Origin of the sequence: Anaeromyxobacter sp. SG17 (assembly GCF_022690695.1) — a bacterium.
Taxonomy (GTDB): domain Bacteria; phylum Myxococcota; class Myxococcia; order Myxococcales; family Anaeromyxobacteraceae; genus Anaeromyxobacter; species Anaeromyxobacter soli.
Genome location: NZ_JALCYX010000085.1, coordinates 1 through 17,243, shown reverse-complemented (window position 1 = coordinate 17,243; position 17,243 = coordinate 1). Strand labels below are relative to the sequence as shown.

The window sequence follows — 17,243 nt, the reverse complement described above, 5'->3', positions numbered from 1 at the left end:
CGCCTCGCGCGCGCCAGCGAGACGCTCGGGGAGACCGCGCCGCTCGCCGCCGCGCTCGCCGAGGCGCACCTCGCGGCGCGCGCCTGGGATCGCGCCGAGGGCGCCGCCGCCCGCGCCGTGGAGCTCGAGCCGCGCGAGGTCTCGCACCGCCTCCTCCTCGCCCGCGCCCGCATCGGTCGCGGCAAGCCCGCCGAGGCGCTCGCCGCGCTCCAGGGCGTCGACGGCCGCCCCGTCCGCATCCAGCGCGCCATCGCCCGCCTGCGGCTCGGTCAGCCCGCGGCCGCTCGCGCGGAGCTCGAGGCGACCGGGCGCGATGGCCGCATGCCGGCCGAGGCCGCGGTCTGGTACGCCCTCAGCGACGTCGCGCTTGGCCGGGCAGCGCGCGCCCGCGCGCTCCTCGAGAAGCTCGCCGCGACGCGCACGCCGCCGCCGCTCGTCCACGCCGCGCTCGGGCGTGCTCTCGAGGCAGAGGGCGACCTCGCCGCTGCGGAGCGCGCATATCGCGAGGCGATCGAGCGCGAGCCGCGCGCGCCGGAGGGGCTCGCCGGGCTCGGCCGCGTGCTCGTCGCGCGCGGCGACGCGAAGGGCGCGCTCGAGCCGCTCCAGGACGCGGTGAAGCTCGACCCCGCCGATCTCGAGACGCGCCGCGCGCTCGGCCAGGCGCGGCTCGAAGCCGGGCTCGCCGGCACTGCCCGCGCCGAGCTCGACGCGGTGCTCCTCGCCCGCCCGAACGACGTCCCGGCGCTGACGCTCCTGTCGGCGGCCTGGCTCGCCGACGGCGAGCCCGCCGAGGCGCGCCGCGCCGCCGAGCGCGCCGTGGCGAGCGCTCCGCGGGACGCGCGGGCGCTCCTCGCCGCCGCCCGCGCCGCGCAGGCCAGCGGAGACGGCGCCGCCGCGAAGCCTTTCGCGGTGCGCGCGCTGAAGGCCGGCCTCGACGCCAAGGACGCCGCCGAGGCGAAGCGCATCGCGGCGTTCGACGGCAAGCAGGTCGCGATGAACGATCCCTCGCCGGCGCTGAAGCGGGTCGCGAGCGGCGGCTCGAAGAAGATCCCCGCCGCGGTCTCCAGGCCGGCGCGGAAGCGCTGACGGCGCTCCCCGAGGGCCGTCCCGGCGGCCCCTAGAGGCCCTTCGGCACCCACTCGCTGCCTTGCTTCACGTAGAGCCGCTTCACCGCCCCCCAGGCGACGCGGTGCGCGGTCGCCTCGTCCCCGCCGTATTCCTCCCACGCGTGGTTGAACGCCTCGCGGTAGATGTCCTGCGCATGGGGCGGGAGGTGCGCCCGCACGGATTGTGGAAGGTCCTCGTTCGCCGCGTAAGGCATGGACCGCCGCCTCTCGACGCCTCGCCCGCGCGTCGCACTCGCCTGGGGGCGGCCACCGGGCGGGAGTGCCCTGCCGCCGCCCTCGCCAGTCTACGGCGCGCTGCGGGCTCTCCGGATTGCCAGTCGAGGCGGCGCTCCCGAGCGCGCCGGCCGCGCAAGCCTTCGGGTTGCCCCGAGCGCGGCGTGCCCGTGCTACCGCCTCCACCGCCTCGACGAAGCTCAGTAGCTGGCCGCCGCGACGACGCCTTGACGGGCACGCGCTGACGACGCTATTACTGCGACCTGTGAGGTGCTAGTTGAAATCTTCCCTCTACGGAGCCGGTGCCGAGTACGCGCTGCACTCCCTGCTCGTCCTCGCGGCGCGCTCGGAGCCGGTCAGCGTGCGTGATCTCGCGCGCTTCCAGGATCTGCCGGAGCGTTTCCTCGCGAAGCTCTTCACGCGGCTCCAGAAAGCCGGCCTCGTCGAGGCGACCGAGGGCGTGCGCGGCGGGTTCGTGCTCGCCCGCCCGCCGGCGCGGATCTCCGTGCGGGACGTGCTCGAGGCCGTGGATCCCAGCCGGACGCTGTTCGAGTGCGCCGAGATCCGGCGCCATTGCGCGCTGTTCGGCGCGGAGCCGCCGGCCTGGAGCGTCTCCGGGATGTGCCGCATCCACCTGTTCATGAGGGAGGCGGAGGGCGCGCTCCAGGGCTTCCTCGCCTCCAAGACGATCGCGGACCTGAGCCACGAGTTCGAGCGAAAGGCGCCGGAACCGTTCCTCCGGGACGCCGAGGCATGGTTCCAGAAGCGCAGGATCGGGCGGACAGCGGCCGAGAGTGGCCGGCGCCGGGCAGCCAAGCCCCGGCAGTCCTGAGCTCGATCTTCCCTGAGTGAACGTAGACAAGGAGAGCCTCGATGAACAAGTGCATCTTTCTCGCGGGAGCGTCCGGCGCGATCGGCCGGCGCCTCGCGCCCCTCCTCGTGGCGGACGGCTGGCGGGTGGTGGGCACCACACGATCCGCCGACAAGACGCCGCTCCTGCGCGCGATGGGCGTCGAGCCGGTGGTCGTGGACGTCTTCGACGCCGTCGCGCTCCGGGAGATCGTGGCTGACGCCCGGCCCGAGGTCGTCATCCACCAGCTCACGGACCTGCCGTACGCGCTCGAGACGAGCAGGATGAACGACGCCCTCGCGCGCAACGCGCGCCTGCGGGACGAGGGCACGCGCAACCTCGTCGCCGCCGCCGTAAGCGCCGGCGCCCGGAAGCTCGTCGCCCAGAGCATCGGGTTCATCTACGCCGAGGGCCCCACGCCGCACCGCGAGGAGGATCCGCTCCTGCCGGAGACGCACCCTTTGTACGGCGGGACGGTGACCGGCGTCCTCAGCCTCGAGCGGCAGGTGCTGGAGGCGCCGCTGGAAGGCGTCGTCCTGCGCTACGGGAAGTTCTATGGGCCCGGAACGGGCTTCGATGCGCCCAGCCCCGCGGGGCCGGTGCATGTGGACGCCGCCGCGAAGGCCGCCCAGCTCGCGATCACGAGAGCGCAGCCGGGCGTCTACAACGTCGCCGAGGCGGACGGCTACGTCCACATCGAAAAGGCCCTCCGCGTCCTCGGATGGGACCCGGGCTTTCGGATGGCATAGCGGACGCGGCGCGCCGCGTCCGTGTGCTGACAGCGACGAGCTCTCGCATTCTCCGTCCTCCGCTCGTCAACGTCTCCAGCGCCCCGCCTCGACGAAGCTGTAGTAGCCGCCCGCCGCGACGATCACGTGATCGCGCGCGAGCACGCCCACGAGCTCGGCCGCGGCCCGCAGGCGCTCGGTGAGGTCCGCGTCGTCCGGGCTCGGGGAGGGGTCGCCGCTCGGGTGATTGTGCACGAACACGATCCCGTGAGCGCCCTCCCGCACCGCCGGCCGGAGCGCGTCGCGCGGGGACACCGGGCACTGCGCGAGCGAGCCCTCCGCGACCTGGACCGCGCGCAGGAGCCGGCCGCGCACGTCGAGCAGGACCACGTGGAACCCCTCCCGCTCGGCGTGCGCCGCGTGGCGAAGGAGCTCCGCGACGCGGCGGGGATCGAGGCAGCGCTCCCCGCGCCGGGGCGGCGCCCACGCGGCGCGTCGGCCGAGCTCGAACGCGGCGGCGAGGGCGGCGGCGCGGGCGAGGCCGACGCCCGGCGCGCTGGCGATCGCGTCCGGGGGCGCCCAGGCGAGCTCGGCGAGCGGCACCGCCTCTACGAGCGCGAGCGCCGCGGCGCGGGCGGAGTGCCGCGAGGTGCCGCCGCCGAGGAGGAGCGCGACGAGGTCGGCGTCGGAGAGCGCGCGCGGACCGTCGGCGAGTAGCCGGTCGCGAGGGCGATCTTGGCTCGGAACGAGCGCGTCGGAGGCGAGGGACGGCATGCGCGCGCCCGGAGCAACCGACGTGCCGGCAGGTATCGCGCTCTGGAGTGACCGGACGTTCAGGGGGAGGGGCGCGGCGCGGACGGAGCGTGCGGGAGGCGGCCTACCCTCCCGGACACGAGCGCTCGGGCTCGTGGACGCGAGGACCGGGGCGCCGTCACGTGCGGTCCGGAGGGGTGCCTCGCCCGTCGAGCCGCGTCCGGCGGCCGGCGGCGGGCAGCGCGATCAGTCCACCTTCGCCGGCGCAGGCTGCGGGGTCGCCTCCGCCTCCTTCGCGCCCTCCGCCGGCTGCTTCACCAGCTCCGCGTCGATCTCGATCCGGATCTCGTCGCCGACGACCGGCGTCGCCTCGACCATCTTGTTCCACTCGAGGCCGAAGGCCTTGCGGCTCAGCTTCGTCGTCGCGCGGACGCCCCGGCGGTCCATCCCCATGGGATCCTTCATCGCGGGCGTCAGGTCGCTCACCTCGAGCACCACCGGCCTCGTCACGCCGTGCATCGTGAGGTCGCCCGTGACCTCGTAGACCTTGCCGGCCTTCCGGACCTTCGTGGACCTGAAGGTGATGCTCGGGTACTTCGCGACGTCGAGGAAGTCCGGCGAGCGCAGGTGGGCGTCCCGCTTGTCCTCCCGGGTGTTGATGGTGTTCGCGTCGATGGTGGCCTCGACGGAGGACCTCGCCGGATCCTTCTCGTCGAGCTTCACGACGCCCGTCGTGCTCTGGAACTCGCCGCGCACGTTCGAGATCGCCAGGTGGCGCACGGTGAAGTTCGTCTGGGTGTGGGCGGGATCGACGTTCCAGGTCGTCGGCGCCGCGAAGGCGAGGGCCGGGACGAGCCCGAGGGCGAGGAGGACGTGCTTCATCGGCGCTGCTCCTTTGCGTTCATCGGCGAGGTCGACCTCGCGTCGATGTAACGCCCCTCCCCTCCGGTTCAACCGCCATCGGCGGCCCGGTGGGGGACGACCGACTAGAGCTTCACGCCGAGGCCGCCGGAGAGGCGCAGGAGCTGGTCCTGCTCGAACGACAGCTCGCCCGCGAGGAACATGGGACCGAGGTCGAGGCGCAGCCCGAGCGCCACCTGGAACCAGACGCGCCAGTCGGACGGCCGTCCCGCTCCGGCACCGAACGTGAACGCCGCCTCGAGCCCGCGCCGCGTCTGGAAGCGATTCGTGAACCGCAGGAGCGCGACGGGTGCCCAGTCCTGGCCGCCGTTCCGGATCTTGTAGGCGGAGCCCCACAGCCCGAGGTCGCCGAAGCCGAACGCGTAGGAGACCTCGCCGCCGAACGCCGAGCCGGAGTGCTTGTCGCCGCTGCCGAGATCGAACGCCTCGCCGCCCCAGGCGGTGAGGAACAGGCGCGGCCCGCCCTCGTCGTCCTCGGCCCCGCCTTCCCACCCGTACTCGTCCTGGGCGCTCGTCCGCGCGAGGCCGAGGCGGCCGGGGGAGAGCGCCGAGGCGGCGTGGGAGGAAAACGAGGAAACCGGGGCGAACTCGGTCCCGGTGGAGGCCGGAGCCGGCGCCGGAACGGCCCCTTCACTGGCGGCGTCGGCAGCGGCGAGCGCGAGCGCGAGGGTCAGGGGAGCGAGCACGCGAGGGCGATCATAGCCCCGCGCGGCGCCGGGGTTGCGTCCCGGGTGAGCCGTTCACCCTGCGGTGAGGAACCGCTCGTAGAGCTCGTACCCGCGCGCGAGGGCCTCGAGCTCCACCCACTCCCCGCGCTGATGCGCCTGGCTCGTGGCCCCCGGCCCGAGGTTCGCCGCGGGGATGCCGTGGACCGCGAGGCGCGCCACGTCGGTCCAGGCCTGCTTGGGCTCCACGCCGATCCCGGTCCGCTCGAGGAGGCGACGCACGATCGGGTGCTCCGCGTAGGCGGGGCAGGCCGGCGACAGATCGGTCAGCTCGACCTCGGCGCCGTGGCGCGCGGCGAGCCCGGTGAGCTCGGCGGCGGCGGCGTCGAGCGTCTTGTCGGGGGCGAAGCGGAAGTTGAGGTTCAGCGTGCAGCGGTCGGGGACCACGTTGCGCGCGTGGCCGCCCTCGATGCGCGTCGCGGAGAGCACCTCGCGGAACACGAGGCCGCCGCTCGTGGCCTCGCGCGGCGCGCGCCCGTGGAGCTCGGCGAGGAGCGCCCCCGCGCGGTGGACGGCGTTCTCGCCGTGCCAGGGGCGGGCCGAGTGCGCGGCGCGGCCGCGGAACGTGACGGTCGCGTGGATCGAGCCGACGCAGCCGAGCTGGAGCACGTTGTCGGTCGGCTCGAGGCAGAGCGCGAGGTCCACCCCGCCGAGGAGGCCGGGCGCGCGCAGCACGTCCTCGAGCTCGTTCTCGAGGTACGGCCCCTCCTCGCGTGCGTAGAGCACGAGGACGAGGTCGCAGAAGCGCGCCAGGCGCGGGAGCCGCTCGGCGAGCTCCATCGTCACCGCGACGCCGCCCTTCATGTCGGAGGCGCCCGGCGCGACGAGGCGGCCGCCCTCCCGGCGCGGCGGGTGCCGGTCCTCGTCGTGCACCGGGACGGTGTCGAGGTGGCCGCAGAGCGCGACCGTAGGCCGCCCGGGGACGGCGTCGCCGTCCACCCGCACGACGAGCGAGTCCTTCACCCGCTCGACGCGCGGGAAGCGCACCCGCGCCCAGGCCTCGATCGCGTCGCAGAGGGCGCGCTCGTGGCCGATGGGCGAGAACATCCCGCACAGCGCGGCGGTGCGCTGGGCGAGCGACTCGACGGGAGCACCGCCGGGTGCGCCTTGGAGCGTCACACCTGGACCTCGAAGTCGCGGAGCGCCTGGTTGAGCGAGACCTTCCGATCGGTGGACGGGCTGCGCCGGCCCACGATGAGCGCGCAGGGGATCTGGTAGGTGCCGGCGGGGTACTGCTTCGGGCGCGTGCCCGGGATGACCACCGAGCGCGCCGGCACGCGGCCCTTGTAGACCACCTCCTGCGCGCCGGTCACGTCGATGATCGGCGTGGACGCGGTGATGACGACGTTCGCGCCGAGCACCGCCTCCTCCTCGACCAGCACGCCCTCCACGAGGATGCAGCGGCTGCCGATGAAGGCGTTGTCCTCGATGATGTTCGGCCGCGCTCCGGGCGGCTCGAGCACGCCGCCGATGCCGACGCCGCCGGCGAGGTGCACGTTCTGGCCGACCTGCGCGCACGAGCCGACGGTGGCCCAGGTGTCCACCATCGAGTTCGCGCCGACGCGCGCGCCGATGTTCACGAAGCCGGGCATGAGCACCGCGCCCGGCTCGAGGAACGACCCGAAGCGCGCGACGCCGCCCGGCACGAGCCGGACGCCCGCCTCCTCGAGGCCGTGCTTCAGCGGGATCTTGTCGCGCGTCTGGAAGGGCCCGAACTCCTGGGTCTCCATCCCGGTGATGCCGAAGTACAGGTTCACGGCCTGCATGAGCCAGGCGTTCACCTTCCACTCGCCGTCCACCTTCTGGGCGACGCGCAGCTCGCCGCGATCCAGGCCCTGCAGCGCCGCGAGGACCGCCGCGCGGTGCTGCGGATCGGCGAGCTTCTGCCGATCGCCGAACGCTGCCGTGACGCGCCGCTCGATCTCGTTCCAGTCGTTCATGCCCTCACCTTCCGCCAGGCCAAGATGGCCTCCTCGCACTCCTCGAGCGTCGGCACCAGCGCCACCCGCACGTACCCTTCCCCCGCGCCGAACGCCGGCCCGGGCGCCACCACGATCCCCTCGTCCAGGAGCCGCAGCGCGTACGACGCGGCGGTCTCCGCGCCGGGCACGCGCACCCACAGGTAGAGCGTGGCCTCCGACGCGTCGGCCAGGAGGCCGTGCTCGGCGAAGAACGCCAGGAACCGGTCCCGCTTCCTGCGGAAGATCTCGCGCCGCTCCGCCGCGTGCGCGTCGTCGGACCACGCCGCCGTCGCCGCCGCGGCGACGAACTCGGGCGAGGCGACGCCAGGGTGGCTCCGGAGCGCGCGCAGCACCGCGATGAGGTCCGCGTCGCCCGCGAGGAAGCCGGAGCGGTAGCCGGTCATCCCGCTCCGCTTCGAGCAGGAGTGGATCGCGACCACGTTCTCCACCTGCTCCTCGAGCATCGAGGGCGGCGGCGCGCCGAAGTAGACGTCGGCGTAGCACTCGTCGGAGGCGACCACGAAGCCGAAACGGCGAGCGGCCTCCCCCACCCGGCGCAGGTAGTCGCGCGGGGCGACCGCGCCGGTGGGGTTGTGCGGGTAGGAGATCCAGAAGACGAGCGTCTCGCGCAGCACCGCCTCGCCGACGTCCTCGGGCTCGAGCAGGAAGCGGCGCGCCGCGGTGAGCGGGACCTTCACCGGGTCGAGCCCGGCGAAGCGCGCCCCGACCTCGTAGGTGGGGTAGCCCGGGTCGGGCATCACCACCTTGCAGCGCGCCGGATCGCCGGCGAACGCGAGGGGCAGGTGGAAGATCGCCTCCTTCGCCCCGGCGCAGGCGAGCACCTGCGCCTCGGGGTCCACCGTGACGCCGAAGCGGCGGGCGAGGTACCCGGCCGCGGCACGGCGGAGTGCGGGCGTGCCGAACGCGCTCGGGTACTGCGACACCTGGGGGACGGCGGCGCGGAGCGCCTCGCGCAGGAAGGGCGGGGTCGGCTCCTTCGGATCGCCGAGCCCGAAGTCGAACAGGCGCTTCCCGGCCCGGGTGAGGGCGCGTCGCCGCTCGTCCAGCTCGACCATCAGGTTCTTGCGGACGGCGCCGAGGGCGGGGTTCTTCGGGGCGTTCTGCACGGGAGCCGCTAACAATATCGAACTCCCGGGGAGGCTGCATTATAAGCGGGCCGCATGCTGCGCTACGACGTGGTGGTCATCGGCTCGGGTCCCGCAGGCGAGAACGGCGCCATCCAGGCCTCGTTCAGCGGCAAGAAGGTCGCCCTCATCGAGAAGGAGGCGGTCCCCGGCGGCGCCTCCGCCAACACCGGCACCATCCCCTCCAAGGCGCTGCGCGAGACGGCGCTCGCCATCCAGCAGGCGCGCAGCCGCGACGCCCACGGCATCGAGCTCCGCGTCTCGGGCACGGTCACCATCCCCGAGCTCATGGGCCGCCGCGGCCTCGTCACCGGCCGCGAGCACTCCCGCATCCGCAACGCCCTGAACCACGCGGGCGTGGAGCAGTTCCGCGGCGTGGCGAGCTTCGTCGACCCGCACACGATCCGGGTCTCGGTCCCGGACGGCGGCACGCAGGAGCTCCAGGCGGACGTCATCCTGCTCGCCCCCGGCACCCGCCCCTTCCACCCGCCGCAGTACCCGATCGACAACGCGCACGTCTACGACTCCGACTCGATCCTGCTCCTCGATCGCGTGCCGCGCTCCCTCGCGGTGCTGGGCGGCGGCGTCGCCGGCTGCGAGTACGCGTCGCTGTTCGCCGCGCTCGGCGTGAACGTGAAGCTCGTGGACTCGAAGGACCGGCTGCTCTCCTGGCTCGACGCGGAGATGTCGCACGCGCTCGAGGAGGTGTTCCGGTCGAGCGGCATCGACCTCCACCAGCAGACGCGGGCCGCGAAGATCGAGCCGGGCCAGAAGGACGTGCTCGTCACCCTCGAGGACGGGGGCCGCATCGTCGCGCAGAAGGTGCTCGTCGCCTCGGGCCGCGTCGGCAACGTCGAGGCGCTGAACCTCCCGGCGGCGGGGCTCCAGGCGACCGAGCGCGGGCTCCTCAAGGTGAACGCCCAGTTCCAGACCTCCGTGCCGCACATCTACGCGGCGGGCGACGTGATCGGGTTCCCCGGCCTCGCCTCGGTCTCGATGGAACAGGGGCGCGTCGCCATGAGCCACGCCTGCGGCGGCATCCTCAAGCAGCGCGTGTCCAACATCCTGCCGATGGGCATCTACACCATCCCCGAGCTCTCGTCGGTGGGCGAGACCGAGGAGACGCTGAAGGAGCAGGGGCGCGCCTACGTCGTCGGCCGCGCCAGCCTCGCCGAGAACGCGCGCGCGAACCTCGTGGGCGAGGCGGTCGGGTTCGTGAAGCTCATCGCCGACGCCGAGAACGGCCGCATCCTGGGCGTCCACTGCATCGGGCCGCACGCCTCCGAGCTCGTCCACACCGGCGCGGCGGTGATGTCCCACAAGGGCGACCTGCAGTACTTCATCGAGGCGGTGTTCAACTACCCGACGCTCGGCGAGGCCTACAAGTACGCCGCCTACGACGCGCTCGACCGGATGCGCGAGCGGCGCGAGGGGAACGTCTGGCCGTTCGAGCGGCCGACGTCGTCGCGGTCGCAGGTGCCGTAGCGGCTCGAGCCGGCGCGGCCCCTTCGCCGGGAGTCAGTCCTCGATCTGGTCGATCGGGATGTCGAGCAGCCTTCCGTTGGGGAGCATGTTCGGCGGCACGGGCTCACCGGCCGTCGAGCGGCGGAGCCGCTCGCAGCGCTTGAAGTCGCCGTCGCAGTAGTACGACTGCCAGACGCGGAGCGACGACTTCATCGCGAAGGCCTTGTAGAGCGGACATCCCGACACGCGAGCGCAGGCCATCTCTTCCTTCCCCCGGCCGCGGGCGGGCGCCGACGCTGCGCGCCCGTCCTCGATGCCGGGCGGATTCTAGCGCTCGATCGCGCCGGCGCCGCGACCCGCGAGGCGCGGCATGGCGTCGCGATCCGCGACGAAGTGGACGCACATACCGTGAAGCGAGCGCAGGGACTCCGCGCGGGATGCGGGTGGATCTCGGCGCGCGGGACACACGGGCGCCTGGGGGCCCACCTCACCGGAGGCGAAGGAGCTACCCGAGCCGCGCCCGCGCCTGCGCGAGCGCCGCGTGCACCTGCTCGAGCGCGCGCTTCGCTGCGGAGAGCTCGTCCCGCTCGCGGCGCAGCCGATCGAGCTCGCCGGCGAGCTGATCCCGCTCGCGCGCGAGCTCACCGACTGCGCTGCGGAGGCGCGCGCTCTCGGTGGAGCCGGCGCGGAGCTCCTCGGAGAGCCGCTCGACCTCCTCCTCGCGCTCGGCGCGGAGCCGGGCCTCCTCGTCCGCCTTGCGCGTGACCTCCTCGAGCAGGCGCGCCCGCTCCTCGTCGAGGGCGGCCATCGCCTGCGCCCGGCGGAGGGCCTCGTCGCGCTCCTCCTCGAGCGCGGTCATCTCGCCGAGGAGGTCGGTGAGCACGCCGCGCTTCTCGGCGAGCTCCGCCTCCGCGGAGACGAGCCGCTCGGTGGAGACGCGCGCCTCGCCCGCCGCGCGGCCGAGCTCGGTGCGCGCCTCTCCGAGGTCCGCCCGCAGCGCGTCCTCGCGCTCCCGGGCCCGCACGAGCTCGACCTCGAGGTCGCGGACGAGCGCGAGCACGCTCTCGGCGGCGCGGGCCGGATCGGCCGGGACGGGATCGACGCGCGGCGTGGGCCGGGCGGCCTCGGCGACGCGGCGCTTGATCTTCTCGAGGCGGTCGCGGCGGGAGAGGACGTCGTTCGCGGGCTCCGGCGAGGCGGGGCTCGCGACGGCTCCCTCCCGTGCTTCGACGGCGGAAGCGCCACGCTCCGGAGGAGCGACCGCGGGCGCCGGCACCGGCGCCGGAGTGGGGGCCGGCGCGGACCGGGTCGCGGCTCGCGCCGGGATCGCGGCGGGCAGCTCCGCCTGGACCGGCTCCTCCATCGTCATCGCGGGGCTCGCGGTCTCCTCCGCGGTCTCCTCCGCCACGGTCGCCGCCATCGACGCGCTCACCTGCGCGGCCTCCTCGGCCGCCGCGGCGATGCCAGCGTTCGCGTCGGGCGCGGCGGCGGAGGCGGCGCCGTTCTTGAGGCGGGGCCGCAGCTTCGGGACGTTGGCGTCGAAGGCCTTGCGCATGGCTACGCTCCTGCCGCGCCCGCCTCGGCGAGGCCCGCGCGGATGCGCCCGAGGATCTCGTTCTGGACCGCCTCGATGTCGGTCGCGCCCTTCGAGTCCGGGTCGTACCCGAAGATCGGGCAGCCCTCGGAGGACGCCTGGGCGAACTTGGTGCACTGGCGGACGACGGAGTCGAGCAGGTAGTCCGAGTAGTGCTGGCGGAGGGCGCCGAGCGCCTCGCGCGCGATCTTGAACGTCTGGTTGTAGGCGTTCACGACGATGAAGATGTTCTCGAGCTGGTGCGAGAGGTCCTGCTCGAGCCCCTGGATGGTCTCGAACAGGAGCCGGAGCCCGTCGTAGGAGAGGAAGTCGGCGAGGACCGGGATGACGAGGTCCGAGGCCGCCATGAGCGCGTTCAGGTTGAGGAGCCCGAACGAGGGCGGCGCGTCGAGCACCACGAAGTCGTACTTGCCCGCGACGCCCTGGAGCGCGTTCCGCAGCCGGAACTCGCGGCCGGCGAGCGGCATGAGCGCGAGGTCGATGGTGCTCATGGTGAGGTTCGCCGGGACGAGCGAGAGGTTCGGCATCCCCGTCGAGACGGTGACCTCGTCGAGCGGTCGCCTGCGGATGATCACGTCCTGCAGCGTGTGGGCGAAGCTCCCGCCCTCCTTGCCGAGGCACTTCGTCGCGTGCCCCTGGCTGTCGAGGTCGATCATGAGCACGCGGTAGCCGCGCTCCGCGAGCCGGTAGGCGTAAGACGACGAGAGGCTGGTCTTGCCCGTCCCGCCCTTGAAGTTGAGGAAGAGCTGGATGCGCGGCGGGAACGGCTCGGCCGGGCGGCGCAGCTTCTCGCGCAGCACGGGGAGGTCATCGGGGGCGAACCCGTCCCTCTTCCCGAGCGCGCCTTCGACCTGCTTCGCGGTCACGCCGACGATCTCGGCGAGGCGCTTCGCGGTGTAGCGGACGTTCTCCATTCCGTTCCCCTAGCACATGAACCAGCGCGCACCGCGCTGGACGAGGGTTCCGCGAGCCGCGAGGGCGGCGAGGGCGGTGTCGATGCGGGCAGGCTCGGCCTCGAGCATGCGCGCCAGATCGGCGGCGGTGCAGCCGCGGAGCGAGGCGCGGACCTCCGAGACGATCGCGGCGCCGAGGTCGCCGCTCGCGGCGGGCGCGGCGTCGCCGTCCTCGAGGGTGGCGACGGCGATTGCGGCGCGCGCGAGGAGCGCCGCCGGCGAGGCCACCTGCACCGCAACCGCAGGGCGAGCGGGGCCCACGACGGAGGGCCGGGCGGTCGGGGTCCCCGGCCGGGTCGCGGCGGTCTGGGCCGTGGGCCGAGCTGCGGTCGCGGTCGCGGTTGGGGCCGCGGGCCGGGTCGCGGTCGGGCTCACTGCTCGTGCCGGGGTCGTGAGCCGGGTCTCGGTCACGACGCTCGGCGCCGTGGAGGGCAGCGACGCGAGGACGGCCGCGCGGAGCTCCTCCCCTCCCATCGCCGCGAGCTTCTCCGCGATCCTGCGCGAGGTGGCGCGCCGCGCCGAGGCGGGCGCATCGGCATCCACCTTCTCCCCGGCGAGCCGGCCGAGCGCGGTCGCGGCGGCGCGGCGCACGGACGCGTCGGGGTGCTCGAGCCCCCGCGCGAGCGCGCCCTGCGCGCGGGCGGTGGGGCGGCCGGAGAGCGCGGCCGCGGCGGCGCGCGCGACGCCGCGATCCGGGTCGGAGAGCGCGGCGGCGAGGGCCTCCTCGGCGCGGCCGCCCGGGGCGAACCCGAGGAGGATCGCCGCGCGGCGGCGCACGATGGGGCTCGGATCGCCGAGCGCCGCGGAGAGCCGCTCCTCGGCGCCGTCCGCCGCGACGGCCGCGAGGGCCTCGAGCGCCGCGACGCGCACCGCCGGACGCGCGTCCTCGAGCGCGCGCGCCGCGAGGTCGGCCGCGAAGGGCTCCTTGAAGCGTGCGAGCGCGGCGAGCAGCGCGGCCTTCACCTCGGCCTCCGGCTCGCGCCCGAGCGCGGCGGCGAGCAGCGGCGCGGCCGCCTTCGAGCCGAGCGCCTCCAGCGCGCGGACGGCGCGCAGGCGGCGGCCCGCCTCGGGGGCGGAGAGATCGTCCAGGGAGCGCTCGTAGAGCGCGCGATCGGCGCGCGTGCCGAGGAGCGCCTTCATCTGGTCGCTGTCGCGCGCGGTGAGGCCCATGCGGCCGCCGGAGGCGAAGCGGTCGGCGACCATGGAGACGGACTCCGGCCCCGTCCGGCCGTCGAGGGCCTGCCGCGGCGAGGCCCTGCGCTCGGGCACGGCCTCGTGCGCCGCCGGGGCGGAGAGGTCGACTCCGGCCGTGCGGCCGAGACCGGCCGCCTCGGCGGCCGCCTTCCAGGCGCGGAGCGTCTCGATCTCGGCGCGCAGCTCGGCGATGAAGCCGGCGAGGTCCGCGCCGCCCTCCTCGGGGCCGGGCGCGCCGTCGGCGCCGGTGGCCCCGGTCAGGCGCGCGCGCTCGACGAGCCCGCCGAGGAGCCGTTCGCGCTCCTCCTGGAGCAGCCGCACGCGCTCCTCGAGCTCGTCCACCCGGGCCTGCGCGTCGCCGCGCTGGCCGCGCTCGGCCGCGAGGGCCTGCTCGAGATCGACCTCGCGCCGCCGCGCCTGGGCGGCGTCGCCGCGCGCGCGCTCCGCGGTGGTGCGCGCCGCGGCGAGCTCGCTCTCGAGCTGGGAGACGCGGCACTCGAAGAACACGATCTTCTCGAGCGCGCTGCGGAGGAACTCCTCCGGCTCGACGATGGTCTTCGCCCCTTCCACCCCGTCCATTCGCCCGCCCTGCCCCATCGCCGTCGAAGATCCCGTCCTGATCCCAGGATCTTGCGGAGATATCGCAGCTTACGAGATCGGGATCCGGGTGGCAAATTGTTGACGGCCGCGCGTTCCCGGTGATCTGGGTCGGTTCACGCTGCGTGGCCGCCGGCCGCCGTCTCGAGGCCGTGCGCGCTCGGTCCCCGCTCCTCGCGCCAGAGGAGGAACGAGAAGACGAAGCCGGCGGTGGCGAGCGCGGCGAGCATCCACATCGCTGGGAGCCAGCCCGCGGGGTGCTGCGGGGACGCGCCCGCGGCGTCGTTCGCGGCGCCGATGCCCCAGCTCATCCCTGCCCAGCCGATCTGCTGGCAGAACGTCATGAGCGCGTACGCCGAGCCGAGCCGCGCGTCGGGCACGAGGTAGGTGACCGCCGGCCACAGCACCGCCGGCACGAGCGCGAAGGAGAGGCCGAGCATCCCCATCGAGAGCTCGAGCGGCGCCCGCGTGTACGCCATGAGCAGGAACGGCGGCACGAGCAGCGCCGAGCCGATGGACATGAGCAGCGCGCGCTTGCCGATGCGATCCGCGAGGAGCCCGAAGAGCGGCATGCCGACCATCGACACCGCGGGCAGCCAGCTCTTGAGCGTGCCGGCCTGGTCGGGCGCGACGCCGTGCGCCTGGATGAAGAACAGGTTCGCGAAGGTGCGGAACGGGAAGATGGTCGCGTAGAACGCCACGCAGAGCCCGACCACCCACCAGTAGCCGCGGCTGAAGCGGACGAGGTCCTTCCAGACGAGCTTGTCGGTGTGGCCCGCGGTCGCGACGCCGTAGCGGCGCGCCGCGCTCGTCTCGAGCGTGGCGTACACGATCGCGAAGACGAACCAGAGGAGGCCGAGCGCGGCGGCGAGGAGGAGCGGCGGCTGCCAGTCGTGGAAGAGCCCCTTCGCGAAGCTCGGTGACTTGTCGGCGGTCCACGAGCCGAGCCGGGCGATGAGGAGCTGCACCGCGAGCGCGAAGGAGATCTCCTTCCCCTTGAACCAGCGCCCGACCACGGTCGTCGCCGCGACGATGAAGAGCTCCGAGCCGACGCCGAGCACGAAGCGGCCCGCCGCCATGGCGATGGCCGGCGAGCCGGGCACGAGCGCGGGCAGGAAGGCGATGAGCGCGCTCCCCGCCGCGCCGACGGCGCCGAAGAGCACCGCGGAGCGCGCGGTGCCGAGCCGGTCGATGAGCATCCCGCCGCCGATGAGCGTGAGCAGCGCCGCGACGTTGTAGGCGGTGTCGAGGAGCCCGATCTGCTGGTCGGTGAAGTGGAGCTGCTCCTGCAGGAAGGGGGTGACCGGGTACAGCGCGTCGAAGACGTAGTAGTTCCCGAACATCGCGACGCTGCACGCGAGGAGCACGAGCCAGCGGAACGCCCCGGACGGCTTCACCGGGGCGAGGGTCTTGGCGTCGGTCATGGGCGCGCAAGATAGCGCGGACACCGGCTGCGGACCACGCCGGCGGCGAGGCCCGAGATCGGTCAGACCGTCACGTCACGGTTGGACGGGCGGAGCGGCGTCGCTCCCCTGGCCCCGGCGCTCGGCGTAGCGCCGCTCCTCGCCCGCGCCGAGCTCGCCGTCCCCCGCGCGCCAGAGGGTCGACTCGACGGGAGCCGCGGTGGATGGGGCGGGCTCGAGCGGCTGCGCGCGCGCGGCCGTCCCCGCCGCCCGCGCCGCCGCGAGCCCGGCGAAGACCGCGTGTGCCTCCGGCGGCGTCGCTACCCCCGGGAAGCCGGGCGGCGCCGGGATGCGCCAGGACGCTGGCATCTCGCCCTCCGCCAGCTCGATGAGGTCGCGATCCGTGCGCGCGATCACGAGCGCGCCGTCCCGCATGCCGCGCACCTCGTCGTAGCGGAACACGTAGTCGCTGCGGAAGAGGATCGGGAACCCCTTCGACGCGTCGAAGCCCCAGTCGTACACGTGCTTCACCCGCCCGAGGGATTTCCCCTCGAGGTCCCGCACGCGCTGCCCGATGCGGACGCCGTTCCGTTCCTTCATGAGTCACGAGGTAGGGACGGCGCACACGCCCGGCCACTCGCACGCGGGTCGCGTCGTGACGGGCGTCTCGCCGCCGCAGCGTGGATCGAGCGCCGGGCAGCCCGCCCGCTCACGCGCGCTTGATGCGCGCCGCGCGGATCTTCGTCACCTTGCGGGGGTCGCCCTCCGCGACGGTGAAGACCCAGCCTCGCCAGAAGAACCGGTCTCCCTTCGCGGGGATGGCGCCCGCGAGCGAGTTGAGGAAGCCGGCGACGGTCTCGAAGCCCTGGTCCTCCGGGACGGCGGCGGCGGCGGCGGCGTTGAACTCGGAGATGGGCGTCGCGCCGAGCACCGTGAACGTGCCGTCGCCGTGCACCTCGACGCTCCGCCCCTCCTCCTGCTCGAACTCGTCGCCGATCTCGCCGACGATCTGCTCGAGCACGTCCTCGAGCGTGCAGACGCCCATGATGCCGCCGTACTCGTCCACCACGAGCGCCATGTGGAGCCGGCGGCGCTGCATCTCGCGGAGGAGCTGATCCACCGGCTTCGACCAGGGGACGAAGTGGGCCGGGCGGAGGATGTCGCGGAGCACGATGAGCTCCGGGTGGGCGAGCATCGGGACGAGGTCGCGGGCGTGGAGGACGCCGAGCACGTGATCGAGGGTCCCGCGGTAGATCGGCATCCGCGAGTGCCCCTCCTCCGCCATCATGCGGAGGATCTCGGAGACCGGCGTGTCCACGTCGAGCGCGACCAGGTCGGTGCGCGGCACCATCACGTCGCGCGCGATCTTGTCGCGAAACTCGAACACCGCGTGGATGAGCTCCGTCGTCGTCGCCGCTCCGCCGCCCGCGCCGTGGGCGCGCGCGTACTCGGAGAGCGCGCGCTCCATCTCGTCGAGCGGCGGCGGCGGGTTCGAGAAGCGGGCGTTCTTGCCGGCGGCGAGGCCTACGAGCACCGCCGCCGGCCGGGCCAGGGCGCGCAGGAGGAGGAACGGCGGCGCGAGCGCGAGCGCGAGGATCTCGCCGTGCGCCGCGCC

The 17,243-nt window shown here is 74.3% G+C and carries 18 protein-coding genes; 4 read left to right on the top strand and 14 right to left on the bottom strand.

From position 1 onward, the window contains the following. Positions 1-1,086: tetratricopeptide repeat protein (locus tag MNY60_RS20715; RefSeq protein ID WP_242361718.1), on the top strand; the 1,086-nt coding region annotated here is incomplete at its 5' end. A gap of 31 nt (positions 1,087-1,117) precedes the next feature. Here MNY60_RS20715 and MNY60_RS20710 read toward each other — a convergent pair. Then, positions 1,118-1,321, bottom strand: a complete 204-nt coding sequence (locus MNY60_RS20710) for a ChaB family protein (protein ID WP_242356662.1) — start codon at positions 1,319-1,321, stop codon at positions 1,118-1,120. A gap of 296 nt (positions 1,322-1,617) precedes the next feature. Here MNY60_RS20710 and MNY60_RS20705 point away from each other — a divergent pair, with 296 nt between their 5' ends. Both MNY60_RS20705 and MNY60_RS20700 read left to right on the top strand, forming a co-directional pair. Continuing rightward, a complete protein-coding gene (locus MNY60_RS20705) occupies positions 1,618-2,172 on the top strand; it encodes an Rrf2 family transcriptional regulator (protein WP_242340735.1) in 555 nt (184 codons plus the stop codon). 41 nt (positions 2,173-2,213) lie between these two features. Then, positions 2,214-2,939 carry an NAD(P)-dependent oxidoreductase gene (locus tag MNY60_RS20700; RefSeq protein ID WP_242340734.1) on the top strand — a complete coding sequence of 242 codons (726 nt, stop codon included), beginning with the start codon at positions 2,214-2,216 and terminating at the stop codon, positions 2,937-2,939. Positions 2,940-3,005: 66 nt separating this feature from the next. Here MNY60_RS20700 and radC read toward each other — a convergent pair whose 3' ends face one another. The 6 genes from radC to dapC all read right to left on the bottom strand — a co-directional run bounded on the left by radC (position 3,006) and on the right by dapC (position 8,405). Beyond that, positions 3,006-3,692, bottom strand: coding sequence for a DNA repair protein RadC (gene radC, locus MNY60_RS20695; RefSeq protein ID WP_242340733.1), 687 nt, complete (start codon positions 3,690-3,692; stop codon positions 3,006-3,008). 225 nt (positions 3,693-3,917) lie between these two features. After that, entirely contained in the window at positions 3,918-4,553 is a 636-nt protein-coding gene (locus MNY60_RS20690) for a YceI family protein (RefSeq protein WP_242340732.1), read from the bottom strand. Between the two features lie 104 nt (positions 4,554-4,657). Further along, positions 4,658-5,278, bottom strand: a complete 621-nt coding sequence (locus MNY60_RS20685; RefSeq protein ID WP_242340731.1) for a hypothetical protein — start codon at positions 5,276-5,278, stop codon at positions 4,658-4,660. Between the two features lie 54 nt (positions 5,279-5,332). Further along, on the bottom strand, positions 5,333-6,436 hold the full coding sequence (gene dapE, locus MNY60_RS20680; protein WP_242361716.1) for a succinyl-diaminopimelate desuccinylase: 1,104 nt from the start codon (positions 6,434-6,436) through the stop codon (positions 5,333-5,335). After that, a complete protein-coding gene (locus MNY60_RS20675) occupies positions 6,433-7,257 on the bottom strand; it encodes a 2,3,4,5-tetrahydropyridine-2,6-dicarboxylate N-succinyltransferase (protein WP_242340729.1) in 825 nt (274 codons plus the stop codon). The genes dapE and MNY60_RS20675 overlap by 4 nt, the downstream gene beginning before the upstream one ends. Continuing rightward, entirely contained in the window at positions 7,254-8,405 is a 1,152-nt protein-coding gene (dapC, locus tag MNY60_RS20670) for a succinyldiaminopimelate transaminase (protein WP_242356666.1), read from the bottom strand. Before dapC ends, MNY60_RS20675 begins: the two co-directional genes overlap by 4 nt. A gap of 54 nt (positions 8,406-8,459) precedes the next feature. On the opposite strand from dapC, the gene sthA reads away from it, so the two are divergent. Next, positions 8,460-9,908, top strand: coding sequence for a Si-specific NAD(P)(+) transhydrogenase (gene sthA, locus MNY60_RS20665; RefSeq protein WP_242356668.1), 1,449 nt, complete (start codon positions 8,460-8,462; stop codon positions 9,906-9,908). A 33-nt stretch (positions 9,909-9,941) separates the two neighbouring features. Here sthA and MNY60_RS20660 read toward each other — a convergent pair whose 3' ends face one another. The 7 genes from MNY60_RS20660 to MNY60_RS20630 all read right to left on the bottom strand — a co-directional run. After that, positions 9,942-10,148 (bottom strand): hypothetical protein, encoded by a 207-nt coding sequence (locus MNY60_RS20660; protein ID WP_242340726.1) that lies wholly within the window; start codon positions 10,146-10,148, stop codon positions 9,942-9,944. A gap of 244 nt (positions 10,149-10,392) precedes the next feature. After that, positions 10,393-11,442 carry a hypothetical protein gene (locus tag MNY60_RS20655; RefSeq protein WP_242356671.1) on the bottom strand — a complete coding sequence of 350 codons (1,050 nt, stop codon included), beginning with the start codon at positions 11,440-11,442 and terminating at the stop codon, positions 10,393-10,395. Between the two features lie 2 nt (positions 11,443-11,444). Then, positions 11,445-12,395 (bottom strand): ParA family protein, encoded by a 951-nt coding sequence (locus tag MNY60_RS20650; protein WP_242340724.1) that lies wholly within the window; start codon positions 12,393-12,395, stop codon positions 11,445-11,447. 9 nt (positions 12,396-12,404) lie between these two features. Further along, entirely contained in the window at positions 12,405-14,207 is a 1,803-nt protein-coding gene (locus MNY60_RS20645; RefSeq protein ID WP_242361714.1) for a HEAT repeat domain-containing protein, read from the bottom strand. Positions 14,208-14,341: 134 nt separating this feature from the next. Further along, a complete protein-coding gene (locus MNY60_RS20640) occupies positions 14,342-15,649 on the bottom strand; it encodes an MFS transporter (protein ID WP_242357030.1) in 1,308 nt (435 codons plus the stop codon). Between the two features lie 75 nt (positions 15,650-15,724). Continuing rightward, on the bottom strand, positions 15,725-16,228 hold the full coding sequence (locus MNY60_RS20635; RefSeq protein WP_242357028.1) for a hypothetical protein: 504 nt from the start codon (positions 16,226-16,228) through the stop codon (positions 15,725-15,727). 109 nt (positions 16,229-16,337) lie between these two features. Then, positions 16,338-17,243 (bottom strand): hemolysin family protein (locus MNY60_RS20630; RefSeq protein WP_242361712.1); only part of this gene is annotated, 906 nt, incomplete at its 5' end.